This window comes from Thermobacillus sp. ZCTH02-B1 (assembly GCF_002159085.1).
Classification (GTDB): Bacteria; Bacillota; Bacilli; order Paenibacillales; family Paenibacillaceae; genus Thermobacillus.
This window is the reverse complement of sequence record NZ_LZRU01000019.1, coordinates 98228-123181: the sequence shown is the minus strand read 5'-3', so window position 1 is coordinate 123181 and position 24954 is coordinate 98228. Positions and strand designations below refer to the sequence as shown.

At 64.9% G+C, this 24954-nt stretch carries 26 protein-coding genes, 3 tRNA genes and 1 pseudogene; 10 read left to right on the top strand and 20 right to left on the bottom strand.

Annotation, left to right across the window (positions count from 1 at the left end; genetic code table 11):
* Positions 1-38 precede the first annotated feature (38 nt).
* The 3 genes from rpmI to A9Z00_RS08890 all read right to left on the bottom strand — a co-directional run bounded on the left by rpmI (position 39) and on the right by A9Z00_RS08890 (position 2324).
* Complete coding sequence (rpmI, locus tag A9Z00_RS08900) at positions 39-239, bottom strand: 50S ribosomal protein L35 (RefSeq protein WP_296976046.1); 201 nt, start codon at positions 237-239, stop codon at positions 39-41.
* A gap of 67 nt (positions 240-306) precedes the next feature.
* Entirely contained in the window at positions 307-834 is a 528-nt protein-coding gene (infC, locus tag A9Z00_RS08895) for a translation initiation factor IF-3 (RefSeq protein WP_483316287.1), read from the bottom strand.
* A gap of 233 nt (positions 835-1067) precedes the next feature.
* Positions 1068-2324: a glycosyltransferase family 2 protein gene (locus A9Z00_RS08890; RefSeq protein WP_296976044.1), complete on the bottom strand. Its 1257-nt coding sequence runs from the start codon at positions 2322-2324 to the stop codon at positions 1068-1070.
* Between the two features lie 241 nt (positions 2325-2565).
* On the opposite strand from A9Z00_RS08890, the gene A9Z00_RS08885 reads away from it, so the two are divergent.
* Positions 2566-3165, top strand: coding sequence for a phosphatase PAP2 family protein (locus A9Z00_RS08885; RefSeq protein WP_296976042.1), 600 nt, complete (start codon positions 2566-2568; stop codon positions 3163-3165).
* 72 nt (positions 3166-3237) lie between these two features.
* On the opposite strand, the gene trmB is transcribed toward A9Z00_RS08885, so the two are convergent.
* Both trmB and A9Z00_RS08875 read right to left on the bottom strand, forming a co-directional pair.
* A complete protein-coding gene (gene trmB, locus A9Z00_RS08880; protein WP_296976039.1) occupies positions 3238-3990 on the bottom strand; it encodes a tRNA (guanosine(46)-N7)-methyltransferase TrmB in 753 nt (250 codons plus the stop codon).
* 125 nt (positions 3991-4115) lie between these two features.
* Positions 4116-4298 carry a hypothetical protein gene (locus A9Z00_RS08875; RefSeq protein WP_296976036.1) on the bottom strand — a complete coding sequence of 61 codons (183 nt, stop codon included), beginning with the start codon at positions 4296-4298 and terminating at the stop codon, positions 4116-4118.
* Between the two features lie 432 nt (positions 4299-4730).
* Between A9Z00_RS08875 and mnmL the strand changes: the two are divergent.
* From mnmL to A9Z00_RS08860, 3 genes and pseudogenes are all read left to right on the top strand, one after another.
* Positions 4731-5666 (top strand): annotated as a pseudogene (mnmL, locus tag A9Z00_RS08870) (tRNA modification radical SAM protein MnmL/YtqA); the annotation flags it as partial.
* A gap of 281 nt (positions 5667-5947) precedes the next feature.
* Positions 5948-6559: a tRNA 5-(aminomethyl)-2-thiouridylate-methyltransferase MnmM gene (gene mnmM, locus A9Z00_RS08865; RefSeq protein ID WP_296976033.1), complete on the top strand. Its 612-nt coding sequence runs from the start codon at positions 5948-5950 to the stop codon at positions 6557-6559.
* Between the two features lie 55 nt (positions 6560-6614).
* Positions 6615-7586 (top strand): type I phosphomannose isomerase catalytic subunit, encoded by a 972-nt coding sequence (locus A9Z00_RS08860; RefSeq protein WP_296976031.1) that lies wholly within the window; start codon positions 6615-6617, stop codon positions 7584-7586.
* Between the two features lie 91 nt (positions 7587-7677).
* Here A9Z00_RS08860 and msrA read toward each other — a convergent pair whose 3' ends face one another.
* Positions 7678-8658: a peptide-methionine (S)-S-oxide reductase MsrA gene (gene msrA, locus A9Z00_RS08855; RefSeq protein ID WP_296976028.1), complete on the bottom strand. Its 981-nt coding sequence runs from the start codon at positions 8656-8658 to the stop codon at positions 7678-7680.
* Positions 8659-8845: 187 nt separating this feature from the next.
* Here msrA and A9Z00_RS08850 point away from each other — a divergent pair, with 187 nt between their 5' ends.
* Both A9Z00_RS08850 and A9Z00_RS08845 read left to right on the top strand, forming a co-directional pair.
* A complete protein-coding gene (locus tag A9Z00_RS08850; RefSeq protein ID WP_296976025.1) occupies positions 8846-9187 on the top strand; it encodes a hypothetical protein in 342 nt (113 codons plus the stop codon).
* Between the two features lie 80 nt (positions 9188-9267).
* Positions 9268-9855: a hypothetical protein gene (locus A9Z00_RS08845; protein ID WP_296976022.1), complete on the top strand. Its 588-nt coding sequence runs from the start codon at positions 9268-9270 to the stop codon at positions 9853-9855.
* A gap of 240 nt (positions 9856-10095) precedes the next feature.
* Here A9Z00_RS08845 and A9Z00_RS08840 read toward each other — a convergent pair whose 3' ends face one another.
* The 5 genes from A9Z00_RS08840 to A9Z00_RS08820 form a co-directional block, all read right to left on the bottom strand.
* On the bottom strand, positions 10096-11205 hold the full coding sequence (locus tag A9Z00_RS08840) for a GntR family transcriptional regulator (protein ID WP_296976019.1): 1110 nt from the start codon (positions 11203-11205) through the stop codon (positions 10096-10098).
* Between the two features lie 34 nt (positions 11206-11239).
* Positions 11240-12724, bottom strand: a complete 1485-nt coding sequence (gene araA, locus A9Z00_RS08835) for an L-arabinose isomerase (RefSeq protein WP_296976016.1) — start codon at positions 12722-12724, stop codon at positions 11240-11242.
* Positions 12717-14396: a ribulokinase gene (locus A9Z00_RS08830; RefSeq protein WP_296976013.1), complete on the bottom strand. Its 1680-nt coding sequence runs from the start codon at positions 14394-14396 to the stop codon at positions 12717-12719. Before A9Z00_RS08830 ends, araA begins: the two co-directional genes overlap by 8 nt.
* A 19-nt stretch (positions 14397-14415) precedes the next feature.
* On the bottom strand, positions 14416-15120 hold the full coding sequence (gene araD / locus A9Z00_RS08825; RefSeq protein WP_296976010.1) for an L-ribulose-5-phosphate 4-epimerase: 705 nt from the start codon (positions 15118-15120) through the stop codon (positions 14416-14418).
* 195 nt (positions 15121-15315) lie between these two features.
* Positions 15316-15444: a hypothetical protein gene (locus A9Z00_RS08820; protein WP_296976008.1), complete on the bottom strand. Its 129-nt coding sequence runs from the start codon at positions 15442-15444 to the stop codon at positions 15316-15318.
* 181 nt (positions 15445-15625) lie between these two features.
* Here A9Z00_RS08820 and A9Z00_RS08815 point away from each other — a divergent pair, with 181 nt between their 5' ends.
* Positions 15626-16396 carry a hypothetical protein gene (locus A9Z00_RS08815; RefSeq protein ID WP_296976006.1) on the top strand — a complete coding sequence of 257 codons (771 nt, stop codon included), beginning with the start codon at positions 15626-15628 and terminating at the stop codon, positions 16394-16396.
* Positions 16397-16449: 53 nt separating this feature from the next.
* Here A9Z00_RS08815 and A9Z00_RS08810 read toward each other — a convergent pair.
* The 4 genes from A9Z00_RS08810 to A9Z00_RS08795 all read right to left on the bottom strand — a co-directional run bounded on the left by A9Z00_RS08810 (position 16450) and on the right by A9Z00_RS08795 (position 17472).
* Positions 16450-16535, bottom strand: a tRNA-Leu gene (locus A9Z00_RS08810).
* 76 nt (positions 16536-16611) lie between these two features.
* Positions 16612-16687 (bottom strand) — tRNA-Lys (locus A9Z00_RS08805).
* 166 nt (positions 16688-16853) lie between these two features.
* Positions 16854-16944: transfer RNA gene (locus A9Z00_RS08800), tRNA-Ser, on the bottom strand.
* Positions 16945-16992: 48 nt separating this feature from the next.
* Entirely contained in the window at positions 16993-17472 is a 480-nt protein-coding gene (locus A9Z00_RS08795) for a SprT family protein (protein ID WP_296976003.1), read from the bottom strand.
* A gap of 716 nt (positions 17473-18188) precedes the next feature.
* Here A9Z00_RS08795 and A9Z00_RS08790 point away from each other — a divergent pair.
* A complete protein-coding gene (locus tag A9Z00_RS08790; protein ID WP_296976001.1) occupies positions 18189-18542 on the top strand; it encodes a hydrolase/acyltransferase in 354 nt (117 codons plus the stop codon).
* Between the two features lie 116 nt (positions 18543-18658).
* Positions 18659-18802: a cortex morphogenetic protein CmpA gene (gene cmpA / locus A9Z00_RS08785; protein ID WP_296975998.1), complete on the top strand. Its 144-nt coding sequence runs from the start codon at positions 18659-18661 to the stop codon at positions 18800-18802.
* A 315-nt stretch (positions 18803-19117) separates the two neighbouring features.
* Here the strand turns inward: cmpA and A9Z00_RS08780 are convergent, their stop codons facing one another.
* Positions 19118-19774 (bottom strand): nitroreductase family protein, encoded by a 657-nt coding sequence (locus A9Z00_RS08780; RefSeq protein WP_296975996.1) that lies wholly within the window; start codon positions 19772-19774, stop codon positions 19118-19120.
* Positions 19775-19853: 79 nt separating this feature from the next.
* Positions 19854-22145, bottom strand: coding sequence for a Tex family protein (locus A9Z00_RS08775; RefSeq protein WP_296975993.1), 2292 nt, complete (start codon positions 22143-22145; stop codon positions 19854-19856).
* Between the two features lie 183 nt (positions 22146-22328).
* Between A9Z00_RS08775 and A9Z00_RS08770 the strand changes: the two genes are divergently transcribed.
* On the top strand, positions 22329-22718 hold the full coding sequence (locus tag A9Z00_RS08770; RefSeq protein WP_296975990.1) for a DUF2500 domain-containing protein: 390 nt from the start codon (positions 22329-22331) through the stop codon (positions 22716-22718).
* Positions 22719-22914: 196 nt separating this feature from the next.
* Here A9Z00_RS08770 and A9Z00_RS08765 read toward each other — a convergent pair whose 3' ends face one another.
* The 3 genes from A9Z00_RS08765 to A9Z00_RS08755 form a co-directional block, all read right to left on the bottom strand.
* Positions 22915-23562 carry an MBL fold metallo-hydrolase gene (locus A9Z00_RS08765; RefSeq protein WP_296975987.1) on the bottom strand — a complete coding sequence of 216 codons (648 nt, stop codon included), beginning with the start codon at positions 23560-23562 and terminating at the stop codon, positions 22915-22917.
* Positions 23563-23564: 2 nt separating this feature from the next.
* Complete coding sequence (locus A9Z00_RS08760; protein ID WP_296975984.1) at positions 23565-24131, bottom strand: thioredoxin family protein; 567 nt, start codon at positions 24129-24131, stop codon at positions 23565-23567.
* A gap of 124 nt (positions 24132-24255) precedes the next feature.
* The gene (locus tag A9Z00_RS08755) at positions 24256-24873 is read right to left on the bottom strand and encodes a DedA family protein (protein ID WP_296975982.1); all 618 of its coding nucleotides are present in this window, start codon (positions 24871-24873) and stop codon (positions 24256-24258) included.
* Between the last annotated feature and the right edge of the window lie 81 nt (positions 24874-24954).

Below are 24954 nucleotides of genomic sequence, written 5' to 3'. Positions count from 1 at the left end.
TTGGCTGCCGTTTCCGGCGAATCTCCGGCGCAGGGCGCTCAGCGGAGCTGCGCGAGTCCCTGTCTCAGGCGCTTGACGTCGCCCTTCGACGCGATCGGCTGGCTCGAAAGCACGCGTTTGCGGCGGCCGGATTTGCCGTAGAGCAGATGGTTCTTGTTCGCTTTGAACCGCTTCACCTTGCCGGTGCCGGTAATCTTGAAGCGGTCTTTCAGGCTGCTGTGGGTTTTCATCTTCGGCATGACGATTGATCCTCCATCCGAAATTGGTATCGGCGGAACGCGCAAAAAGGCTCCGCCGGCCGGCGCGTCAGTCCTTGTCCTTGTTCTTCGGCGCCAGAATCATGACCATGCTGCGGCCTTCCAGCTTCGGCGCGCGCTCGACGATGCAGAGGTCGGCGACATCGTTGCGCAGCCGGTCGAGGATGCGCTGGCCGATCTCGGCGTGGGTGATCTCGCGCCCGCGGAAACGGACCGTCGCCTTCACCTTGTTGCCGTCCTTGAGGAACTTCACGACGTTCCGGTACTTCACCTGGTAGTCGTGTTCCTCGATGTTGGCGCGGAACCAGATCTCCTTCACGTCGACGGTCTTCTGGTTCTTGCGCGCCTCCTTCTCCTTCTTCTGCTGCTCGTACCGGAACTTGCCGTAGTCCATGATCCGGCATACCGGCGGCTTCGCCATCGGCGCGACGTTCACGAGATCCATATCCATGTCGATCGCCATCTGCAAGGCTTCGCGGAACGGCTTGATGCCGATCTGCTCGCCGTCGGGTCCGATCAGGCGAACTTCCTTCGCCCGGATCTCCTCGTTGATCTGATGCTCGCGGCTAATAATCACTCCACCTCCAGGAAGATATGCGCGGCGATCCCATGCACGAAAAAAGCGGGCCGCACGGACCCGCATTCCTTGACCAGTCTGGAACGCCCCGCAGCGCAGACGGCGCCTGCGCATGCAAAGCCTGTCGGACGGCGAACCAGCCGGCCGCAGCCGGTCAGGTGAGAAGCGGGTGCTTCTGCTTGTGCCACTCTCGAATACGCTTGATGAATATTACCACGCCGGAACCGGGTTTGTCAACCGTTTTCGTTGAACCGCACCCGCTTGCCCCGTATCTCCTCGAGCCGGATGACCCGCGTGTGCTGCGTGTGGCTCCATTCCCTGTTGTTCTGCGTGAAAAAAGCGTACAGCGTGATCGGCCACCACGTCAGCAGGAACAGCGGCATCGTCAGCAGATGCGCGTAGACGCGCGGCTCCTTCACCCGCTCCAGCAGCAGCGCGGCCGGGAACTGGAGCGCGGAGAGCGTCAGCGCCGCGCCGGGCGTCCAGCTCGGCAGCCATTCGTAGATCGAGGCGAAACGGTTCGCCGACGGCAGCAGATTGTCGATCCAGAGCGCGGCGGTCGCGAGAAACGCGATCAGCACGTTGTACACCGTGACCGAATAGAGCGCGGCGTCGAACTTGATGAAATTCCGCTCCCTCAGCGCGTCCAGCAGCAGGGGCAGAAAGTACCGCCGCGCCACGCAGAAATGCCCCTGCATCCACCGGAGCCGCTGGCGGGCGGACGCCCGCAGCGTGATCGGCTTCTCGTCGTACACCTTCGCGTCGTAGTCCAGCACGGGATAGATGCCCCGCTTGATGCAGCGCATCGTGAACTCGAGGTCCTCGACGAGGCTCGTCGCGCCCCAGCCCATTTCCTTCAGCAGCCGCGTTTCGAAGCACATCCCGGTGCCGCCGAGGAAATTCGCCATGCCGAGGTTCGTGCGCGACAGCTGCCACAGCCGGTTGCAGTACCAGTAGGTGATGCCGTAGGCGGCCGTCACCCAGGAGTCGGTCGGATTTTTCGTGTCCAGATAGCCCTGGATGACCCGGTGCCCTTCGCACAGGTCGTCGTTCATGCAGCGGAGGAAGTCGGGGCTGACGAGGTTGTCGGCGTCGAACATGACGACCGCATCATAGGACTTCGGCATTTTCCACAGCTCGTTCAGCATCCATTCGATCGCGTGACCCTTGCCCCGGAGCGCGGGATTCCGCCGCTCGAACGCATGGACGCCGTATGCGCGGACCACGTCCGCCGTGCGGTCGGTGCAATTGTCGCAGATGACAAAGATGTCGTACAGTTCGCGCGGATAGTCGAGCTTCAGCAGATTGTCGAGCAGCGCGCCGATCACCCGCTCCTCGTTGTGGGCGGCGACGATGACGGCGAACGAATGCTTCGGTTCGTGCCGGCGGCGCGCCTTCCGCTTCCTGAGGCCGAACAGCGAGATCGCGAACTGATACACGCCGACGCAGGCGACGAGAATCTGCGCGGCGACCAGCAGAACGTTGAACATGTGCGATAGCGCCCCCTTTGGTTGCCCTGTTCTCTCTCTGTCTGTTTTCTGTCTGTCTCGTATAACGTTTCCAACCGGCGTCCTTTTCATCCGTGACGGGACAAAAAGAACCCCGCGCGGGTGAAACGCCGGACCGAAAAAAACGGACATGCGGCGGAACACCGGGGGCTTTCTGTGGTATGATGCGGAATGGAGGTTTGCGCCGACTCAATCCGGAACCGAACGCAGGACGGAGGAACCGATGAAGAACGGATGGAAAGAAGCGGCCGGACGGCTGCGCGCATGGCTCGTCGCCCAGGAGAAGCGGCTGGTGGTGTGGGCGAACGGGCGCCGTTTCGAGAGAGGAGTGCGGAGGCTGCTCGGCGTCTGGCTGCGGACGATCACGCACGCCGGCGGGGCCTTTTTTACGCTGATGACGTCGCTCGCGGTCGCGCTGCTCGCGCCCGCGCCCTGGAACGAGGCGGGATGGCAGAGCCTGACGGCCATCGTGATCAGCCACATTCCGGTCTATGTCGTGAAGCGGAAAGTCCGCCGTCTGCGGCCGTACCAGGCGCTGAAGGAGATCGTGACCGGAACGAAGAAGCCGCTCACCGACCCGTCGTTCCCGTCCGGGCACACGACGGCGATCTGCGCCTTCGTCATTCCTTTTCTCGCGGCGGCGGACGCCCGGCTGCTGCCGGTGCTGCTGCCCGCCGGCCTCGTCATCATGGCGTCGGTCGCCTGGTCGCGCATCTATCTCGGCCTCCATTATCCGTCGGACGTGGCGGCCGGAGCCGTAATCGGCACGGTGACGGCCCTTTTCGTCACGTCCGTCGGATGGATGCCGGCCGAAATCCCGTAGCCGGTCGGGCGCGGCGTCCGGGCGGAGCGGGGATCGGGCTTCGACGCCGTCCCGGCCGGGACCCGCGCACGCTCAGGATTCGGGCCGGACGGCCGGCGGCCTGCCCGTGCGAATCTTCGCAAGCTCGGCCTGCACCGCCTCGCGGTGACGGCGGAGCGCCGCCTCGCCGACGACGGCCTCAAGCCGGTAGATCGGCATGCCCTGTCCGGCGAATTTCGTCTCGTACTCGGTCATGACGAGATCCTCGCGCACGCCGTCCCGATGCAGGTCGAGCGAGATGTTCCGAAGCTGGATCTGCATGTCGCAGAAGCTGTTCAATGAGAACTCGAAGAAGTCGCGGGAATCGGTCTTGAAATGGATCTCGCCGTTGTCGTTCAGAATCTCGATGTATTTCTTCAGGAAGCGGGGATGCGTCAGCCTCCGCTTCGCGTGCCGCTTCTTCGGCCACGGGTCGCTGAAGTTCAGGTAGATCCGCTCGACTTCGCCCGGCGCGAAGAACGTCTCCAGATACTCGATGTTGGCGCGCACGAGCTGAAGGTTGGGCGGACGATCGACTCCCAACGGCGCCCAGGCCGTCCGCGCCTTGACGGCCGCCCGGCGGATCAGCTCGTCGTACATGTCGATTCCGATGAAATTGATGTCCGGGTACCGCACGCTCATCTCGCTGATGAATTTCCCCTTGCCCATGCCGAGCTCGACATGGATCGGCCGGTCGTTGCCGAACCGCTCGCGCCAGCGGCCCCTGTACGGCGCGGGATCGAGCACGACCAAATCCGGCTGGTTCTCGATTTCTTCGCGGATGCCTTTCCTTCCGCGCAATCGCATGCGTCCATTCCCCCTTTGCACGCTATTCCCCATTGTGCCCGATGGCGGCGTGGATGTAAAGAAGGCAAGCAAAAAGACCTTCCGGGTGAATCCGGAAGGTCCCGCACGAACGCCGCGTCCCGCCGTCAGTGAACCGTCTTCGGCTCCAGATGGTAGGTGTCTTCGATCGCTTCGTTGAGCTTCCTGCGCGCGGAAATCTCGACGTTCCGGTCGAGGCGGAACTTCTGGCCGGCCAGCGCCAGCAGCTCCTTGACCGTCAGTTCGACCGTCACCTTCTCGTCGCCGTTCGGAATCCTCAGCCGATCCATGCCGTTCACCTCGCTTGAAATGTGTTGCTGTCAATTCTGTAAACGATTGGACGCCCGTTATTTCGACTGAGAATGAATCTCATGTAAGGTTTTTTTGTTGATTTGACGCAATTTCAATATAACATATCATGTAAGGTTTATCAAGACGCCCGCAATCCGACCGCTCCGGAACGGGCGATTTTTTTCCAGTTCCCGATTCCGAACGATGCGTTTTCCGGGTCCGGGATTCGTACGCCGGACGGACCCGGAAAGCGCGTTTTCCGGCCCGCCGGGCGGCCGATCGTTCTGGTTTCGGCGCGAACCGGTCCGCTGCGGAAGGAACGGGCGGGCGCATGGCGGAAAAAAATTTTTTTCGCTATAATGGTCCCATGATTGCACGGCCTTCATACGGCCGGGGGACGGAGGAACGTGGAAGTGAAATCCGCCGGTACGATGCCCGCGGGCGGCGAAACGCCGCTCCTGTGGGGCGACAAGCGGTTTCATACCTGGAACTACGAGATGCGCCGGCAGTTCGGCCGCAAGGTGTTCAAGGTCATGCTGGACGCCGGCTTCACCTGCCCGAACCGCGACGGCACGCTCGCGATCGGCGGCTGCACGTTCTGCAGCGCGCGCGGGTCCGGCGACTTCGCCGGCAGCCGGCGCGACGACCTCGTCACGCAGTTCAACACGGTCCGCGACCGCCAGCACAAGAAGTGGCCGGACGCGCTCTACATCGGCTATTTCCAGGCGTACACGAACACGTACGCGCCGGTCCACGTGCTGCGCGAATATTACGAGACGATCCTCGCGCAGCCCGGCGTCGTCGGCCTGTCGATCGCGACGCGGCCGGACTGCCTGCCGGACGACGTCGTCGACTACCTCGCCGAGCTGAACGAGCGGACGTATCTGTGGGTCGAGATGGGACTGCAGACGATCCACGAGTCGACCTCGAAGCTGATCAACCGGGCGCACGACACGGCCTGCTTCTACGACGCCGTCCGGCGGCTGCGCGAACGCGGCATCCGCGTCTGCGCCCACATCATCTACGGGCTGCCGCTCGAAACGCATGACATGATGCTCGAGACGGGGCGCGCGGTCGCGGACATGGACGTGCAGGGGATCAAGATCCATCTGCTCCACCTGATGAAGAAGACGCCGATGGTGAAGCAGTGGCAGGCGGGCCTGGTTCGTTTTCTCGAAATGGACGAATACGTGAACCTGGTCGTCGACACCCTCGAGATGCTGCCGCCGGAGATGATCGTCCACCGCGTGACGGGCGACGCGCCGCGGGAGCTGCTCATCGGGCCGATGTGGAGCCTGAAGAAATGGGAAGTGTTGAACGCGATCGACGCGGAGCTCGAACGGCGGAATACCTGGCAGGGCAAGAAGCGCGGGGCCAAGGCGCCGGCTGCGGCGACGGACGCGGGAGAAGCGGGGATGCCGCGCTCGGGCGGCGGTCCCGGCGCGGTCGGCGGGGGCGATGTCGCCGGCCGTCCGGACGCGGCGCGCTCGTTCGGCGGCATGCTTCCCGGCGTTCCGGATGCCGCCGCGGCGGGGACGGCTGCCGGATTCGCGAACGGATTCGCCGCAGGCGGCGCCGAGCGAACGGACGAAGACGACGAACTCGCCGCCAGCGCGGGCGGAGCCGGCGGCTGCCCGGGGAGCTGCTGATGGGTTTCCCGTCCGTGCTGACAATGGCCCACCGGCTGGCCGCCGAACGGATCCGGCCGGGGGACGCCGTCATCGATGCGACCGTCGGCAACGGCATCGACACCGCTTTCCTCGCGCAGGCCGTCGGCCCGAAGGGCACCGTCTACGGTTTCGATATCCAGCAGGCCGCCCTGGACGCAGCGCGCGCCCGCGTGGCGACGGCCGCTCCGGAGACGCGGCTTGAACTTTATCTCGCGAGCCACCACCGGATGGCGGAGCTGCTGCCCGCGGAACTTGCGGGGCGCGTCTCCGCCGTCATGTTCAACCTCGGCTACCTGCCCGGCGCGGAAGAAGCGAAATCGGTCGTAACCCGGCCGGAGACGACGCTGCCGGCGCTGGACGCTTCGCTCCGTTTCCTCCGCCCGGGCGGCGTGCTTACCGTCGTCGTCTACACGGGCCACGAAGGCGGCCGCGAAGAGGGCGAGGCGGTCGACGAATGGGCGCGCTCGCTGCCCGCGGACGAAGGACAAGCGGTGCTGTACCGGATGATCCAGCGGCCGCAGGCGCCCTATCTGATTGCGGTGGAGCGCAAGGGAAACGCGAAGCATGCCGCGAGGGAAGCCGGCGGATAAGAAGCCGGCCGCACAGAAGCTGACCGAACAAACGATAAAGGGAGTGGAGACATCCATGGGCGTGCATCCTTATCCGCTCAAATTCGCCCCCGTGTTCAAGGAACGGGTCTGGGGCGGACGCGCGCTGGAACGCTTCGGACTTCAGCCGCCGGAAGGGGCGATCGGCGAAGGCTGGATGATCGCCGACCATCCGAACGGCACGACGCGCGTCCTGAACGGCCCGCTCGCCGGCAAGGGGCTGGACGAAATCCGCGGGACGCTCGGCCGGGAATGGTTCGGCGCGAAGGGATTTTCCGAACGGAACGGCCGGTTTCCGCTGCTCGTGAAGCTGCTCGACTGCAACGACGACCTGTCCGTTCAGGTGCATCCGACGGATGACTACGAGCGGCTGCCGGAGGGCGAGCTCGGCAAGACCGAGATGTGGTACGTGCTCGAAGCGAAGCCCGGCGCGAAGATCATCTACGGCCTGAAGGAAGGCGTCGGCCGGGCGGAGCTGGAGAAGGCGATCGCCGAAGGCCGGATCATGGAAGTCCTGCGGGAAGTGCCGGTCGAGGCGGGCGACGCGTTCTACATCCCCGCGGGCACGGTGCACGCGCTCTGCGCGGGCGTGGTCGTGGCGGAGATCCAGCAGAACTCGGACACGACGTACCGGCTGTACGACTACAACCGGCCGGGGCTCGACGGCAAGCCGCGCGAGCTCCATATCGAGGATTCGCTGAACGTCATCGCCTACGAGGGCGCCGGCGCGAAGCACATGAAGACGGACGGCCTCCGGCCGGGCGAATGGCTCCGGATCGCGGAATCGCCGTACTTCGTCGTCGAGAAGGGAATCGTGGACGGCCGGGCGGAACTCGCGACATCGGGCGAGAGCTTCGACATCCTGGTCGCCGCGGACGGCTCCGGCACGCTGCGCTGGGACGGCGGCGAGCTGCCCGTCCGGCGCGGCGACTGCTTCCTCGTGCCGGCCAACCTCGGCGCCTACGCGCTGGAAGGCTCGCTGACCGCGCTGCGCAGCCGGGTGCCGTGACCGGCGCGCATATGCCGCATATGACGACGAAAAGGCAGCCCTGGCGGCTGCCCTTCGTTTTTCGCCGGGCGCAACCCCCGGGGCCGGGGACTCATTCCTCCGGTTCGAACAGCCCGAGGTAGGCGCCGTAGCCCTCCTTTTCCATCTCCGACTTCGGGATGAACCGCAGCGCCGCCGAGTTGATGCAGTAGCGCAGTCCGCCGCGCTCCGGCGGCCCGTCCGGGAAGACGTGGCCGAGGTGCGAATCGGCCACCAGGCTGCGCACCTCGATCCGCACCATCCCGTGGGACAGGTCCAGATGCTCGGTGATGCTGCCCTTGTGGATCGGGCGCGTGAAGCTCGGCCATCCGCATCCGGCGTCGAACTTGTCCTTCGAGCAGAAGAGCGGCTCTCCCGACACGATGTCGACGTAGATGCCTTCCTCCTCGTTGTCGTAATACTCGTTGCGGAAGGGCGGTTCGGTCGCGGCGTTCTGCGTCACTTCGTACTGCAGCGGCGTCAGCCGGCGCTTCAGCTCCTCCGGATCCTTCCGCATCCGCCAATGCTTCGCGATGAACTCGTCCCGCCCGGATGCCTTGCGGTACATCTTGTACCGGTAAGGCTGCTTCCGGTGATACGCCTGGTGGTACTCCTCCGCCGGATAAAAAGGCCCCGCGGGCACGATCTCCGTCACGATCGGCTTGTCGAACCGGCCGCTCGCCTCGAGCTCCCGCTTCGATGCCTCGGCGAGTTCCCGCTGCTCCTCCGTGTAATAGAAGATCGCGGTCCTGTAGGACGAGCCGCGGTCGTGGAACTGGCCGCCCGGATCCGTCGGGTCGATCTGCCGCCAGAAGATGTCGAGCAGCAGCCGGTACGGCATCCGCCGCGGGTCGTATGTGATGTGGACGGCTTCCGCGTGCCCCGTCGTTCCCGAGCAGACTTCCTCGTAGGTCGGGTTCGGCTTGTGGCCGCCCGTGTAGCCCGACACGACGCGGATGACGCCGGGCATCTCCTCGAACGGCTCCACCATGCACCAGAAGCATCCGCCCGCAAAGCATGCCTGTTCATACACCGGTCTGTCCGGATTCGTCACGTTCATTCCCCCTCCGCCGGAACGTTTCCCGGCCCGGATGTACTTCCATTATAAAATTCCGCCCGTCGCCCCGCCAACCGTCCGGCGAAATTCCCGCTTCCGGCCGGCGCCACTTCGTGTTATAATGTAAGCGCTCACAAAAACCATATATACAGAGAGTGGGCCAAATAAAGGGGGAAATGGGGGAATGGCGATGACGCAAGCCGCACCGACCGATCGCGATCTGTACGAAGATCTCGCGCCGGAGCGCGACGTGCTGTTCTTCAGGGTAGGCGGGCCCGAGCTGGTGTTTTTCGACGGCCGCAACTTCAAGCTGAAGAAACGTCTGAGCAGCGACCGGATCGCGCTGCTCCGATCGGATCCGAATTTCTGTCTGGTCGCCCCCGATACGTACGTCAACCTGAGAAAAGTCAGCGAATTCGACGGCGAAGTCCTCTACTTCGGCGAGAAAGGGCCGGACGCGAAGCGGCTGCCGGTGTCCCGCTGGCGCCGGGGCGCGATTCGCGAGTTGATTGCCAACCGGAAGTGAATCGATGTCGGATTCCCGCTGCGCGAAGGCGCACGCGGGATTTTTTTGTGGTAAGATTTCCCTGAGGGGAGGGATGCATCGTGGCCAAAATGCGCGCCGCCTTCGCCGCCGTCCTGTTCGCGGCGGCCTACGCTCTCGCCGGAAGCGTCGTATATGCGACCGGTTGGGCCGCCGTCCCGCCCGGGGAAGTGGCGGAACGGGCGGACATCATCGTCACCGGAAGATATGACTTCGCATCGGACATGACGGTATCGGAAGCCCCGATATTCGTCGGCTACGCCTTCGAAGTCGAACGCGTATACCGGGGCGAGGTTCCGCGGCGGATGACGGCCGGCATCGATTTCAACGATGTTGCAATCGCGCGGGAATTCCAGGAGCAGGGTGGATCGTTCCTGCTCCTGCTCGAGTACAACGAGCGATACCGTTATCCCGTTCCCGTCGCCGGCCCGAACGGCATGGTGCCGCTGTCGGACGAAGCCGTGGACGAGATGGCCGGGGACGAGGAGCGGCGTCGTTTTTTCACGGAGTTCCTGAACCGGGAATCCCCCGTCGCGGTGTATGAGCCTGCGGCGTCCGCCTTCGGCCTGCCGGCGCTGATCGTCGCGGGGACGGCCGGGATCGCGGCGGTCGCCGTCTACCTGATCGTCAGGAAAAGAGCGCCCGCCTGAAGCGCACCCGGGCCGTCATCGCCCGCCGCCGATTCATCTCGAACTGCGCCGAACGTGAAGTTCGCGCATGTGTCAACACGCATGCGCGGGCGGTATCGGGAAGCCGTGCGCCGCGTTTGGCCGGTTCACCGGACGGTGCATCGCCGATCGGGAAATCGGGTACACACAGACAAACGGCGCCATCGATCAAGCGATCACGGGCTTGACGATGGCGCCGTTTTCGTTTTTGAATGGCCGCCGCTAGCCGCGCGCCCCAACGCCGACCGCCCGCGTCGATTCGCGCACGACGAGCTCGGGCGTGTAAATCACGTCCTCCGCCTCGTAGGTCGGATCGGCCATCAGGCGGAGCAGCATCTCCGCCGCGCGTTCGCCCATTTCCGTCTTCGGATGGGTCAGCGTCGTCAGCTTCACCTCGGCCGCCTGGGCCAGCGTCGAATCGTCGAAGCCGACGATCGAAAGATCGTCCGGCACGGCGAGCCCCGCTTCCCGGACGGCCCGGAGCAGCGCGACCGCGAGCTCGTCGTTGTAACAGACGATCGCCGTCGGCCGTTCCTCCCGCCGCAGCAGCTGCCCCGCCTTCCCGACCGGGTACGTCCACTTGTTATGCGACGCGTACGTCACGACGCCGTCCGGCAGGATCGGCACGCCGTAGCGCTTCATCGCGCGCAGGTACCCCTTCATCCGGCGCGTGCCCTGCAGGTCGTCCGTCTTGAAGAACCCGGCGATCCGCCGGTGTCCGAGCCGGATCACGTGCTCCGTCGCCGCGTACGCGCCGGCCTCGTCGTCCACGACGAGGCACGGGCAGTCGAGCTCCGGATAACGGGCGTTGATCATGACGAACGGAACGCCCCGGTACCGGAACGCGAGATACTGGTCGAGATTCGGGTTGCCCTCCGCGCTCTTCGTCGGCTCGATGATGAGACCGCCGACGCCCCGGTCCAGCATCATCCGCAGGCTCTCGCGCTCCCGGTCCTTGTCGTTGTCGGTGCTCGACAGGTACAGGCCCATGCCGCGGGCGCGCAGCACCGCCTCGGCCCCCCGCACAATATGCGGGAAAATGTAATCCGAAATGTACGTCGTCACCATGCCGACCGCGGTGCCCGCCGCCCCGCCGGCCTTCGCGAAATGCGGCGGCGCCACGAACGTTCCCTTGCCGCGCTGGCGGTACAGATAGCCCTCCTGCTCCAGCTCGGCGAGCGTCTGACGGACGGTCTGCCGGCTCATGCCGAACCGGGCCGCCAGCTCGTTCTCCGACGGCAGCAGCTCGTGGGGCTTCCGCTCGCCTCGGTGCAGCCAGGAGAGAATCTCGTGCTTCAATTGCAAATATTTCGGCATGCCGCCGCGCGTCATTCCGCCGCCACCTTCTTGACCCAAGTCCGTTCTGCTATTTGCGCAATTTCCACGCCAGGTCGGCGATCGCCAGTTCGCGGCGCAGCGCGTCCGGGCGCGTATCCTTGCCGATGATGACCGACTCGATGCCGGCCATTTCGGCGAAATCGGCCATCTGGGCCGCCGTCACGTGATAGGAGAAGCCGGTATGGTGGGCGCCGCCGGCGAGGATCCACGACTCGACGCCGTCGCGCAGGTTCGGCAGCACGCGCCAGAGCACGCGCGCGACCGGCAGCTTCGGCATCGGGCGCTCCACGGCCACCGCCTCAACCTCGCTGACGAGCAGCCGGAACCGGTCGCCGAGGTCGACGATCGACGCGTTGATCGCCGCGCCCGCGCGGCCGTTGAACACGAGCCGGGCCGGCGGCTCCTTGCCGCCGATGCCGAGCGGATGCACCTCGATGCGCGGCCGTTCCGCCGCGATCGTCGGGCACACCTCCAGCATGTGCGCGCCGAGCACGAGCTCGTTGCCGGGCTCGAGATGATACGTATAGTCTTCCATGAACGACGTGCCCTTGTTCCCGGCCATCACCTTCATGAGCCGGACGAGCGCCGCCGTCTTCCAGTCGCCTTCACCCGCGAAGCCGTAGCCGTCCTCCATCAGCCGCTGCACCGCAAGGCCGGGCAGCTGCCGGAGGCCGTGCAGATCCTCGAACGTCGTCGTGAACGCGGTGAAGCCGCCTTCCTCGAGGAACGAGCGCAAGCCCAGCTCGATCCGGGCCTGGTAGGCGATCGCCTCCCGCTTCTCCTCCGTATCCGCTACGATATCATACCGCGACTGGTATTCTTCCAGCAATCGTTTCACGTCGGCTTCGCTCGCCGCGTTCACCCGTTCGGCCAGGTCGCCGACGCCCCAGGTGTTCACCGACCAGCCGAAGACAATCTCCGCCGCGACCTTGTCGCCTTCGGTGACGGCCACCTGGCGCATGTTGTCGCCGAACCGCGCGACCTTGAGCGTCCGGCTCTCGGCCCACGCCGCGGCCGTCCGCATCCACGCGCCGATCCGCTCCTGGACCGCGCGGTCCTGCCAGTGCCCGAACACGACCGACCGGCGGACTCCCATCCGCGCATGGATGTGGCCGTGCTCGCGGTCGCCGTGGGCGGCCTGGTTCAGGTTCATGAAGTCCATGTCGATCGTGTCCCACGGGATGTCGCGGTTGTGCTGCGTCGCGAAGTGCAGGAGCGGTTTTTTCAGCACCGACAGCCCGCCGATCCACATCTTCGACGGCGAGAACGTGTGCATCCAGGTGATGACGCCGGCGCATTCGTCGTCGGCGTTCGCCTCGAGCATAAACCGCCGGATGTCCTCGGGCGTCGTCAGCACCGGCCCGAGCACCAGCTCGTAACCGAGCGCGCCGCTGTCATTGAGGCCGCCGACGATCTCCCGGGCGTTCGCCGCCACCTGCTCCAACGCCTCGGGTCCGTACAGATGCTGGCTGCCGACCGCGAACCGGAATTTGACTTTTTTCGCTTCAAGCATGGCGGGTAACCTCCTCCTTCAGGGCTTTCAGCCGTTTCATCACGTCGTTGACGCCGCGTCCGAAGTAGTCGTGCAGCGCCGTGTATTCCTTGTACAGCCGGTCATAGATCGCCGCGTTTTCCGGAATCGGCCTGAACGATTCCTCCCGCACGCGCGCCATCCTGCGCGCCGCCTCGACGATCGATCCGTAGCCGCCCGCCTCCGGGCCCGCCGCAACCGCGGCAAACATCGCCGCGCCGACCGCCGGCGTGTGCCGCGACGCCGCGATCTTGATCTCGCGGTTCGTCACGTCGGCGTAGATCTGCATGAGCAGCCGGTTTTTCTGCGGCAGCCCGCCGCAGGCGTACAATTCCTTCACCGCGATGCCGTTGCCGTCGAACGCCTCGATGATCTTGCGGGTGCCGAACGCCGTCGCCTCCAGCAGCGCACGGTAGATTTCCTCCGGTTTCGAGAGCAGCGTGAGGCCGACGATGACGCCCGTCAGGTCGGCGTCGACGAGCACGGACCGGTTGCCGTTCCACCAGTCGAGGGCCAGAAGACCGGATTCGCCGGGTTTGAGCCGGGCCGCGCGCGCTTCGAGCCACTCGTGCACGCTGATGCCTTCGCGCTCCGCCGCCTCCTTCACATACGCGGGAACCGCTTCCGTCACATACCATTCGAAAATGTCCCCGACCGCCGACTGGCCCGCTTCATAGCCGAAATAACCCGGAATGATGCCGTCTTCGACGACGCCGCACATCCCTTCCACTTCGCGCTCCTCGGTGCCGAGCAGCATGTGGCAGATCGATGTGCCCATCACCATGACGAGCTTGCCCGGCTCGGTGACGCCGACGCCCGGGACGGCCGCGTGCGCGTCGACGTTGCCGACGGCGACCGCCGTGCCCGGCCTGAGCCCCGTGATCTTCGCCATCTCCGGCGTCAGCCCGCCGGCGCGCGTGCCCAGCGGCACAATCTCGCCGCGCAGCTTCGTCTCCGTCAGATTCTCGAGGCGCGGGTCGAGCGACCGGAAGTAATCGCGGCTCGGATAGCCGTCGCGCTTGTGCCAGATCGCCTTGTAGCCGGCCGTGCAGCTGTTCCGGAGGGTGTTGCCGGACAGCTGGGCGATGACCCAGTCCGTCGCTTCGAGGAACAGGTCGGCGGCCTCATAGATTTCCGGCGCTTCATCGAGGATCTGCCAGATTTTCGCGATCATCCATTCGGACGAAATCTTGCCGCCGTAGCGCTTGAGCCACGGCTCGCCGCGCTCCTCCGCGATCCGGTTGATCTTGTTCGCCTCGTCCTGCGCCGCGTGGTGCTTCCACAGCTTCACCCAGCTGTGCGGGTTGTCACGGAATTCCGGCAGCATGCAGAGCGGCGTTCCCTTCGCGTCCACCGGCATCATCGTGCAGGCCGTGAAATCGATGCCGATGCCGATCACGTCGCCCGGATCGACGCCGGACATCTCGAGCACGGCCGGCACGGAACGCCGCAGCACCTCGATGTAATCGTCGGGATGCTGCAGCGCCCAGTCCGGCTCCAGCTTCCGGCCCGATCCCGGCAGCGCCTCGTCGATGACGCCGTGGGGATAGGGCGTCACGTGGTCCGCGACTTCCGTTCCGTCGGTCAGATCCACGAGCACCGCGCGCCCCGACTGCGTGCCGTAGTCAATGCCGATCGTGTACTTTTTCCCCATGTGCCCTTCCTCCCGTTCTTCAGGTTGTCGGCCCGGTCTGGCCGTAGTAGGCGTTCGCCCCGTGCTTGCGCAGGAAATGCCGGTCCAGCAGAGCCTGGTTCATCGGTCCGACCTGGCGCAGTTGCAGCGTCCGGTGGCCGATTTTCGCCACCTCCTCCAGCACGACCGCGTTGTGCACCGCCTCGTGCGCATCCTTGCCCCACGCGAACGGCGCGTGGCAGTGGACAAGCACTCCCGGCACCATCGCCGGATCGATGCCCCGCGTCCGGAACGTCTCGATGATGACGTTGCCCGTTTCGAGTTCGTAGTCGCCGCGGATTTCCTCCTCCGTCATCGGCCGCGTGCACGGAATGGCGCCGTAGAAATAATCGGCGTGCGTCGTGCCGAGCGGCGGGATGTCCATACCGGCCTGCGCCCAGGCGGTCGCCCAGGGCGAGTGCGTGTGCACGATGCCCCCGATCGACGGGAACGCCTTGTACAGCGCCAGATGCGTCGGCGTGTCGGACGACGGTTTGAGGTGGCCTTCCACCCGGTTGCCTTCCAGGTCGACGACGACGAGATCCTCCGTCTTCAGCTTCTCGTACGGCACGCCGCTCGGCTTGATGACGACCAGTCCGCGTTCCCGGTCGATGCCGCTCACGTTCCCCCAGGTGAACGTGACGAGTCCGTACTTGGGCAGGTCGAGATTGGCGGCCAGCACCGCTTCTTTAAGCGCTTTCAACATGGATGGTCCGTTCCCCCTCCGTTCCGCTGATAAGCATCTTGCCTGCATTGTACACTTGTCCATACAAGTTTGCAATAGATTCGCGAAAATTCGCCATACTTGTACATACAACTGCACGAATACAAAAAAACCGCACGACTCCCATCGCGCGGTGCAAGATCATGACGAAACAGCCGTGTCGATAAAATCATGACACTACCATTTCGGATCGTCCGTGTCTTCCCACTTGCGGGAATACGCCTTGTTCGTCACCCAGAACGTCACCCAGGAGATGGCGACGAGTATGACGAACGACGCCACCCAAACGCCCGTCGGCACACCCATCCTTCCGTTCCCCCTCTCCCGATCCGCCTTTGGTCCCGCGGTCGCTGTCCCGCATCCGCGTTTCCCCCGTTCCATTTATCCTACCACGCCCGCCTCCGCCGCACAACCCCGGGCCGCCTGTCCAAACCCGCACCGGCATGTCTGCATATGCTGATCGAAAAACGCGATGCGGGGTATCCTCATGAAGAAGAAGATCATCTTTACGATTCCGTTCAACAATCGGCATACGACCCCGGCGGCCGGCGAACCCGGCTGGATCCGGTGGCGGCTCGGCATCTTCATGCGGTACACGCTCCGCAGCCTGATGAAGCAGGAGTCGCAGCGGTTTCAGGCATTCGTGTTCATCCGCCCGGAATCGGAGGCGTTCATCCGGGCGGAACTGAAGCAACATCCGCCGTTGCCGGATCACGTGGCGTTCGTCACGAAAGCCGAATACGAACGGAGGGTGGCGGAAACCGTCCAGGGCTTCGATCTGCTGTACGAGGCGAACCTCGAAAGCGACGACATGTATCACCGTTCCTTCGTCCGGCTGCTGGAGAACCATGTTCCGAAGAAACTTCCGGTATTGCTCATTCCGCAATACGGATATGTGTACGATTCCGTGCAGAGCCGGCTGGCCCGGTTCTTCTTCTGGGCGCCGAGCTTCCTGACCGCCGTCCATCCGACGGAAGACTGGCTGGCCGGACGCAGGATCGCGCTGCCCCGGGGGTATGTCAGCGCCCTGACGGCGCCGCGCGAATTCATCGGCATCCGTCGACCGCTCTGGATCAATCACGTCCATTCCGACAACACGGGCGTCTCGTGGAACAGGATGGAAGTCTGGAAGCTGAAGGGATACAACGACGCGTTCAGCATTCCTCCGTGGAACAACGCATCGCGGAAGGCCGCCCATTTCGGACCGGAAATCACGAACAAGCATATGATTCCGCGCATCCTGGACGAATATTGCTGATCATGCATGGAAACGAAAAAGGGACCCGTTCGCGGGTCCCTGATCCTTCGGAATGGTGCGGTAGAGAGGACTCGAACCTCCACGGGCGATGCCCACTACCCCCTCAAGATAGCGTGTCTGCCAATTCCACCACTACCGCATGTTCAATTACCGCATACCGCATGTTCAATTCGACTGCGACCCCTGCGGCCCCGCCCCGAAGCGGAACCGATGGGTGGTGAGCCATGTAGGACTCGAACCTACGACACCCTGATTAAAAGTCAGGTGCTCTGCCAACTGAGCTAATGGCTCGCGATGACCCGCCGGGGATCCGAAACGACGCCGCCTTCACGGGAAGGGGCATCCGCATCCCCGTGCGGCCGAAACGACTGGCGGCAGCCTGGGCCGCAATCTCCGACAGAGACCGTCGGCCGGTCGCCGCCGGGCTGCCGCCGTGAACATGACATCCGAAGATGAATGGCGGAGAAGGAGGGATTCGAACCCTCGCACCGCTTGCGCAGTCTAACCCCTTAGCAGAGGGTCCCCTTGAGCCACTTGGGTACTTCTCCATGCCGGATGTCTTCGCGGTCTGTCTCGCGGCGACGAGTAATAATTTATCACGATTCGTTTGTCGAGTCAAGCGTCATGAACTTCAATTTTCCGCCGCACCTGCCGCAGGCGTATCGACGCGGATCCATTCTGCGGCGCCGCAAATATTCGAGGCCGCAGGCGGCGCATTTCAGCATGTAGCGCACCGGACGCGGCCCGCCCGGCTGAACGCCCGGAAGCCGCCGGCAGTAGCGGGTGCCGCCGACCTTGGCGAGCAGTTCGATAAAATCCCGGTCGCGGTGGCGGTATCCCCGGTTCGCGAGATGCAGATGATAATGGCACAGCTCGTGCTTGATGATTTTCTCCGTTTCTTCGGGGCCGAACTGTTCGAGCTGCTTCGGGTTGATCTCGATGTTGTGCGTCTTCAGAAAATAGCGTCCGCCCGTCGTGCGCAGCCTCCGGTTGAACGTCGCCCGGTGGCGGAACGGCAGGCCGAAGCATTCCAGCGAGATCCGCTCGACCCAGGCCTGCAGCGCATCGTCGTCCACGCCGGTCCCGTCCCTTCCCGCCGGCGCGGCAGCGCGCCGGACGTCGTGAATATACTTGAATTTATAAAATGCCGTGCGATACACTGTCAAGTAGTTTTGCCATGCCTTGGCGGCGTGCGCGGACGGCGGACCGCCGGCCCTCGCATGTTAACGGCACGGCGTGCCGTTATTCGGCCCGATCGATGCGCCTCGACCGGACTTAACGGCACCGGAGACCGTTATTTGCCGGCTTCGACGCTTCCCGGCCGATCCCGTGCCGCGTTTAACGGCACGGCGTGCCGTTATTCGGCCCGATTGACGCGCCTCGACCGGACTCAACGGTACCGGAGACCGTTATTTGCCGGCTTCGACGCTTCCCGGCCGATCCCGTGCCGCATTTAACGGCACGGCGTGCCGTTATTCGGTCCGATCGGTGCGCCTCGACCGGACTTAACGGCACCGGAGACCGTTATTTGCCGGCTTCGACGCTTCCGGCCGATCCCATGCCGCGTTTAACGGCAAGGCGTGCCGTTATTCGGCCCGATCGGCGCGCCTCGACCGGACTTAACGGCACCGGAGACCGTTATTCGCCTGTTCCGGGACACACGCGATGTCCGAGCCGGCTCCGCGTGCCGTCCTATCGCCTCACAAACCCGCCCGGGGCGATACGTTTCACCCCCGCCCGGCATGACCCATGCGTCATGATCCTACACGAAAAAGGAAGGTACCGACCCGCCATGCCGACGATGCGCTATGTGATCCTGCACGGACCGGACGGCCTCGAGTATGTCGAGATGCCGGCTACCCATGCGTATCAGCTCAGCGCGCTTATGCTCAGACTGCACAAGGAGATCGGCAAGCTGACCGCCGACAACGTGCCGCAGCTTCCGCGCATTTGCGCCGAGTGTTCCGACCTGGAACTGCTCGATCCCTCGGCATCCATCGTCAGCGGCCTCGACTTCATGACGAAGCTGGAGCGCGAGTTCGCCGCGATCCGCGAACATTCCTATCCGCTCGTCTCGCTGCTCACGGAGATCCGGGCGCTGCTGGCCCAGCTCGAGCAATGGTACGAGGAAGAATCCCAAGCGTAACGGCGACGTATCCGGAAGTCCATGATGGTCATTCGCCCGCGATGGGACCTGCACGGTCATCCGCCCAGCTCCATATGTTATATGAGACATGGCATATCCGGAGGTGGACGATCGTCATGCCGCAATGGCTGTGCAACCAACTGATGCGGGCGTTCCTGAAGAAGGACAGCCGGCAAATCCGGCTGTTGAACGACTGTTGGTTCTACTATCGCTCCAAACCCCGGAAGGACGGCGGCCAGCAGACGGATTCACTGGTATGACGGAACCGCCGGTACAGGCCGGTCCGCCGGATACCGAAAGGGATACCGGTGACCGGACGCATTCGCCGAGCCCGGCGATCGCGGCGCCGGAGACCGGACGCCGTTCACCACCCCGGCGACCGCGGCGCCGGAGACCGGACGCCGTTCACCGGGCCACCGCGACCGCACCGCCGAAACCCGGACGGATTCGCCGCAGAATCCGGCGACCGGTCCGCCGATGGCCGATCCGCCGGATCCGGCCGGTTCCCGGCACAGACAAGGCCGGTCCGGCATCCCGTCGATGCCGGCCGGCCTTGCGCATGTCCGCATGTCGGCTCAGAAGCTGCCCCAGACCGTCACATCGTCGACGGGGAGGCGGGCCGTCGGCCGCCCTTCGGCCGCCGCCTTGCCCACGGCGATGAGCATGATCGGCACGTAGGTCGCCGGTACGCGGAACGCCTCGATGAACCGCTCGTGATCGAAGCCGCCCATCGGCACCGTGTCGAGCCCGCGTGCCCGCGCCGCCAGCATGAGCTGCATGGCCGCGAGGCTGCCGTCGATCAGGACGATCCGCCGGAGCGCGTCCTCGCTGCGCGCGCCGTACGACGCAAGCAGCCGCTCCGCCTGCTGCGCGGCGAATTCCCCGGTCATGTAACCGCGCTCGACCGCGATGCGGTTGATCTCCTTCACCCGCTTGTAACCTTCGAGATCCCCCAGCACGGCGATCGTCGCCGAAGCTTCGAGCACCTGTTTCTGGCTGTTGGCGATCGGGTACAGCTTCTCTTTGTCTTCCTTCCGGTCGATCACGAGAAACCGCCACGGCTGCAGGTTGTTCGAGGACGGCGCCAGAACGGCGTCCGCGATCAGCGATCGGATCTCCTCCCGGCTGAGCACGAAATGCGGATCATAGTGCCTGACGGACCGCCGCGTGCGGATCACCTCGCCGAAATCGGCGGGAATCCGTTCCGCGATCCGGCTGACTTGGTCGGTCATCTCTCCCACTCCTTGTAATCCGATTGGTTCCCTGTATCATTATCATCGTATCACAACGCGCAAATTCCCGAAACCTTCGTCACTCGGCCGTGCGCATCGTCAGGCTGACGCGCCCCCGCTTCACGTCGACGGACAGCACGCGCACGGTCACCGTGTCGCCGACGGATACGACGTCCAGCGGATGCTTCACGAAGCGGTCGCTGAGCTGCGAAATGTGGACAAGCCCGTCGTTCTTGACGCCGATGTCGACGAACGCGCCGAAATCGGTCACGTTCCGTACGGTGCCCTTCAGCTCCATGCCGGGCTGCAAATCCTCGATGCGCAGCACGTCCGTCCGGAAGACGGGCGGCGGCAGCTCTTCGCGCGGATCGCGCCCCGGACGCAGCAGGCTGTCGATGATGTCGCGCATCGTCGGCACGCCCACGCCGAGCCGCTGCGCCGAGTCGGCGGGATCCAGCTCCCGCAGCTTCGCGTTCAGCGCCTCCGTCCCGAGATCCCGTACGGTGCAGCCGAGCATCGCAAACAGCCGGTCGACGACCGGATACGATTCCGGATGGATCGGCGTACGGTCGAGCGGCTGCGTGCCGTCCGGGATGCGCAGGAATCCGATGCATTGCTCGTACGTCTTCGCGCCAAGCCGCGGCACCAGCCGCAATTGGCCGCGGTCCGTGAATTTGCCGTTCGCCTCGCGGTACGCGACGATGTTGCGCGCAATCGCCGCGTTGATGCCGGCGACATAGGCGAGCAGCTGCGGCGACGCGGTGTTGACGTCGACCCCGACGTGGTTGACCGCCGATTCGACGACGGCGCCCAGGCTCTCGTCCAGCCGCTTCGGATCGACGTCGTGCTGGTACTGGCCGACGCCGATCGACCGCGGCTCGATCTTGACCAGCTCGGCGAGCGGATCCTGCAGCCGGCGGGCGATCGACACGGCGCTCCGCTCCGCGACGTCGAGATTCGGAAACTCCTCGGCCGCCAGCTTCGAGGCCGAATAGACGCTGGCGCCCGCCTCGCTCACGATGACGTACTGCAGCCCGCCGGCATCCTTCCCCGCCTCGCGCCGCTTGCGGATCAGATCGGCGACGAACTGCTCCGTCTCCCGCGAGGCGGTGCCGTTCCCGATCGCGATCAGCGTGACGCCGTGCCGGTCGATGAGCCCGCCGACGACCCGCTCCGCCTCCTCGATCCTCGAATGCGGCGGCGTCGGATAGCAGACGTCCGTCGCGAGCAGCTTGCCCGTCTCGTCGACGACGGCCAGCTTGCAGCCGGTGCGGTAGGCCGGGTCGATGCCGAGCACGACCCGCCCGCGGACCGGCGGCTGCAGCAGCAGGCTGCGCAGGTTCGCGGCGAAAATGCCGATCGCATGCTCCTCCGCCTGCTCCGTCAGCTCGGCGCGCACCTCGCGTTCGATCGACGGCGCGATGAGCCGCTTGTAGGCGTCCTCGACGACGAGGCGGAGCACGGCGCGCACGGCTTCCGGCTGCCGGTCCAGGGCGATGCGGCGCCCGATGTATTCCAGGATGCGCGCCGGGTCGATCTCCAGCGACACCTTGAGCACGTCTTCCCGTTCGCCCCGGTTGACGGCGAGTACGCGGTGCGGCGGCATCCGCCGAACCGGCTCGCGGTAATCGTAATACATCTCGTAGACCGACTCCGCCGCCGGATCCTTCGCGACGGACACCAGCACCGCGTGGTCGCGGGTGTGCTTCCGCACCCAGGCGCGAATCTGCGCATCATCCGCCAGCTGCTCCGCGATGATGTCCATCGCGCCCTGCAGCGCCTCTTCGGCCGTCGCGACGCCCTTCTCTTCATGGACGTACTTCGCCGCCTCCTCCAGCGGCGTTCCCCGCTTCGGGCGGCTGAGCAGCCATTCCGCGAGCGGCTCCAGCCCCCGCTCCTTCGCGACGGATGCCCGCGTCTTGCGCTTCGGGCGGTACGGACGGTACAGGTCCTCGACCTCCTGCAGCTTCGCCGCCAGCAGAATCGCCTCCCGCAGCTCGTCCGTCAGCTTGCCCTGACCGGCGATCAGCCGGATCACTTCGCGCTTCCGCGCCTCCAGGTTGCGCAGATATTGCAGCCGCTCCGCAACAGTCCGGAGCTGCTGCTCGTCCAGCTCGCCCGTCACTTCCTTGCGGTAGCGGGCGATGAACGGAATCGTGTTCCCGTCGTCCAGAAGCCGCACCGCCGCGTCCACCTTGCCGGCCGGTATGCCGAGCTCGGCGCCGATCAGCTTCACGATCCGCTCGCGTTCGGCCGCCTCTTCCTCCGGCGTCGGCTTCGACGCGGCATCCCCGGCCGCTTCCGAAACCGCCTTCGCTTCGGACCAATCCCCGCCGCCGGCTTTCTCCCATGCAATATCCGTCTCTTTCATGTGCACCATCCTTGTCCTGCCGACCGTTTCCTTTCCATTTTCGCAGATCGGTCCGGGCAACGCAATTTCTCCGGGCGGCGGGCATGGCCATCCTTTGCAACCGGTCCCCTGAAACATTCCCGCCGCCCCGGCGTATATAGCAGGGTAATATATCATGTAAACATCGGAAACGGGAGGAAACGCATGGGAGGTCCGTTCGCTCCGGAGCCGTTCGACGGTTTCGGCTTCATGTTCTCCCTGATGTCGGTCATCATGCCGATCGGGTTTATCGTATTTCTCATCCTGTTCATCCGCGCGATCGCCGGCAACGTCCGCAATGCGCGCGCGCCCCGGCAGACCTGGTACGCCCGCGTCGCGGCAAAACGGATGGAGGTGTGGGGGGATCACTCGCGCACCCACTATTACATCACGCTGGAATTCGGGGACGGCGGACGCCGGGAATATCTCGACGTGAAAAATCTGTACGGTCTTCTCGTGGAAGGGGATGAAGGGTACGCGACCGTTCAGGGTGACTGGATCGTCGCGTTCGAGCGGCATCCGGCGGCACGTCCGCATCATGGCGCCGGATGGTAAAGACCGGCATGCGCCGTGACGGTGCCCGCCGGTCCGGCACCATCTCCGGCCTCGCCGGACGGTTCACGCTGCAGCGAATCCTCGGCCGGCCCCGTGACGGAACCTTTTTTCGAAAGTGCAAAAAAAATCCCCGCCGTCCGCCCGGAGGCGAGGTTCTCCCCGTCATGCCCGTTCATGCGGGTACGTACGATTCCGTTCAGGCGGGCACATACGGATTGTGCGCCATTTCGAAGCCGATCGTCGTCTGCGGTCCGTGTCCCGGATAGACGCGCGTGTCGGGCGGCAGCCGATAGAGCTTGTTCCGGATCGAATCGACGAGATCCTCCATCCGCCCGCCGGGCAGATCCGTCCGCCCGACCGACATCCGGAACAGCACGTCCCCGCCGAACAGATGGCCGCCGTGCAGCAGGCTGACGCTGCCCGGCGAATGGCCGGGCGTATGGATCACCCGGAACCTGCGGCCGATGAGCTCGAGGTCCATGCCGTCCTCCAGCGTATGCTCGGCCGGCTCATGCGCGATCGGCGGCGTCACGTCCGGCCAGAGCAGGGAGCCGTTCTTGCGCGGATCGGTCAGCCAGTCCGCCTCGAGGCCGTGCACCCAGACCGGGCAGCCGCACGCCCGGCGCACGTCCCCGACGCCCGCGATATGGTCGAAGTGCGCGTGGGTCAGCACGATCGCCTCGACCTTCACGCCCAATTCATCGATCCGCCTGAGCAGAGGTTCCGGTCCGTCGCCCGGATCGATGACGAACGCCCGCGTCCCCTCCGGATTGATCACCAGATACGCGTTCGTCTCCAGCGCCCCCAGCGTATAGGTCTCGATGCGAATGTCTTCCGCCGCCATCGTCAGAAACCGGAGACGAGCTCACGGATTTCCCGCAGGACGTGCGCCTGGTAACCCGTGCCCTCTCCGTACCTCCTTCGGATCTCTTCGCGCACCGCTGCCAGCTTCTCCTGATAGTCCGGAGCGCTGCGGTCGGGATGTTCCTGCTTGAACCGGACCATTGCTTCCTGCACGTGGGCCGGGCGCGGCCCCCAGGTGCCGAGCACCGCGCCGCCCGTATCGGCGAAAATGACGACCGGGATCGATTCGCCGCCGAGCGTCAGAAACTGCCGCATCGTGTCCGGATGCTCCTCCTTGATCAGCACGTCGACCGGCACTTCGCCTGCCTCCATCGCCCGGAACACCGGCGGAATGTTCTTGACGCAGTCGCCGCACCAGTCCGCCATCAGGATCAGGCAGCGCAGATCGTCCCGGAACCGGAGCGATTCGAAGAACGCACGGTCCTCGTCGCTCGGCCATTCGAAGTTCTCGTACAGCGAGACGAACGTCTCCCGGTTCTGCTTCATCCCGTCCATGAACTCCCGCGGCGAAATGCCGCGCCCCAGCTTGTCCGCCACCGATTTCGCCATGCCGGATCGCCTCCCTTTCCCGTCTTCATCCCATGTTACCAGAGCCCTTGGCCCGTCTCAACGGCCCGCCGGCCCGTTCTCCGCCCGTCCCGCCCCTGCGGAACCGTGCGGCGGGGCGAGGCGGCTATTTGCGCCCTTTCAGCACGCGGCTGCGCACGTACCAGCCGGCTGCGGCGACGCAGCCCAACGCCAGCAGCGCGTACACGACGTACGAATACAGATCCATGTAATGCACGATGATGTCCCAGGAGGCGCCGACGGCGGCGCCGAGGCTGACGAGCGCCGTGTTCCAGATGAGCGTGCCGGCGGTCGAGAGCGCCAGGAACGTCGGGAAGCGCATGCCGGAGCTTCCGGCCGGAATCGAGATCAGGCTGCGGACGACGGGCACCAGCCGGCCGAAGAACACCGCCCATGTCCCGTACCGGTCGAACCAGGCGTCCGCCTTCCGGATATCCTCGGGCTTGAGCCGGAGCACCGCGCCGTAGCGGACGACGATCGCCTCGAGCCGCTCCGCGGACAACACCCGCCCGACGCCGTACAGCAGCGTCGCACCGGCCAGCGAACCGAGCGTGGAAGCCAGCACGACGCCGAAGATCGTCAGGTTCGACGTTGTCGTCATGAACCCGCCGAATGTCAGGATGACCTCCGAAGGGATGGGCGGAAAAAGGTTCTCGATCATGATGAGCAGCAAAATGCCGAAGTAACCGTACTGTTCCATGAATTCGGTGATCCACTGTTCCAACCGCCCGCACCTCCGAACATCCGGCAATCTGTCCCCTATTCTACCACAGCCGTCCGCCGGACCGCCACATGGGCGAACCCG

Coding starts and splice junctions, on each gene's coding strand:
- araA (WP_296976016.1), bottom strand. CDS start 12,724: ATGCTTGAAGCGAAAAAAGTCAAATTCCGGTTCGCGGTCGGCAGCCAG.
- A9Z00_RS08775 (WP_296975993.1), bottom strand. CDS start 22,145: ATGAAAGAGACGGATATTGCATGGGAGAAAGCCGGCGGCGGGGATTGG.
- A9Z00_RS08830 (WP_296976013.1), bottom strand. CDS start 14,396: ATGGGGAAAAAGTACACGATCGGCATTGACTACGGCACGCAGTCGGGG.
- A9Z00_RS08780 (WP_296975996.1), bottom strand. CDS start 19,774: ATGACCGACCAAGTCAGCCGGATCGCGGAACGGATTCCCGCCGATTTC.
- A9Z00_RS08765 (WP_296975987.1), bottom strand. CDS start 23,562: ATGGCGGCGGAAGACATTCGCATCGAGACCTATACGCTGGGGGCGCTG.
- rpmI (WP_296976046.1), bottom strand. CDS start 239: ATGCCGAAGATGAAAACCCACAGCAGCCTGAAAGACCGCTTCAAGATT.
- trmB (WP_296976039.1), bottom strand. CDS start 3,990: ATGCGATTGCGCGGAAGGAAAGGCATCCGCGAAGAAATCGAGAACCAG.
- A9Z00_RS08815 (WP_296976006.1), top strand. CDS start 15,626: ATGAAGAAGAAGATCATCTTTACGATTCCGTTCAACAATCGGCATACG.
- A9Z00_RS08770 (WP_296975990.1), top strand. CDS start 22,329: ATGGGAGGTCCGTTCGCTCCGGAGCCGTTCGACGGTTTCGGCTTCATG.
- A9Z00_RS08790 (WP_296976001.1), top strand. CDS start 18,189: ATGCCGACGATGCGCTATGTGATCCTGCACGGACCGGACGGCCTCGAG.
- A9Z00_RS08875 (WP_296976036.1), bottom strand. CDS start 4,298: ATGGATCGGCTGAGGATTCCGAACGGCGACGAGAAGGTGACGGTCGAA.
- cmpA (WP_296975998.1), top strand. CDS start 18,659: ATGCCGCAATGGCTGTGCAACCAACTGATGCGGGCGTTCCTGAAGAAG.
- A9Z00_RS08850 (WP_296976025.1), top strand. CDS start 8,846: ATGGCGATGACGCAAGCCGCACCGACCGATCGCGATCTGTACGAAGAT.
- mnmM (WP_296976033.1), top strand. CDS start 5,948: ATGGGTTTCCCGTCCGTGCTGACAATGGCCCACCGGCTGGCCGCCGAA.
- araD (WP_296976010.1), bottom strand. CDS start 15,120: ATGTTGAAAGCGCTTAAAGAAGCGGTGCTGGCCGCCAATCTCGACCTG.
- A9Z00_RS08840 (WP_296976019.1), bottom strand. CDS start 11,205: ATGACGCGCGGCGGCATGCCGAAATATTTGCAATTGAAGCACGAGATT.
- A9Z00_RS08760 (WP_296975984.1), bottom strand. CDS start 24,131: ATGGCGAAATCGGTGGCGGACAAGCTGGGGCGCGGCATTTCGCCGCGG.
- A9Z00_RS08890 (WP_296976044.1), bottom strand. CDS start 2,324: ATGTTCAACGTTCTGCTGGTCGCCGCGCAGATTCTCGTCGCCTGCGTC.
- A9Z00_RS08860 (WP_296976031.1), top strand. CDS start 6,615: ATGGGCGTGCATCCTTATCCGCTCAAATTCGCCCCCGTGTTCAAGGAA.
- A9Z00_RS08885 (WP_296976042.1), top strand. CDS start 2,566: ATGAAGAACGGATGGAAAGAAGCGGCCGGACGGCTGCGCGCATGGCTC.
- A9Z00_RS08820 (WP_296976008.1), bottom strand. CDS start 15,444: ATGGGTGTGCCGACGGGCGTTTGGGTGGCGTCGTTCGTCATACTCGTC.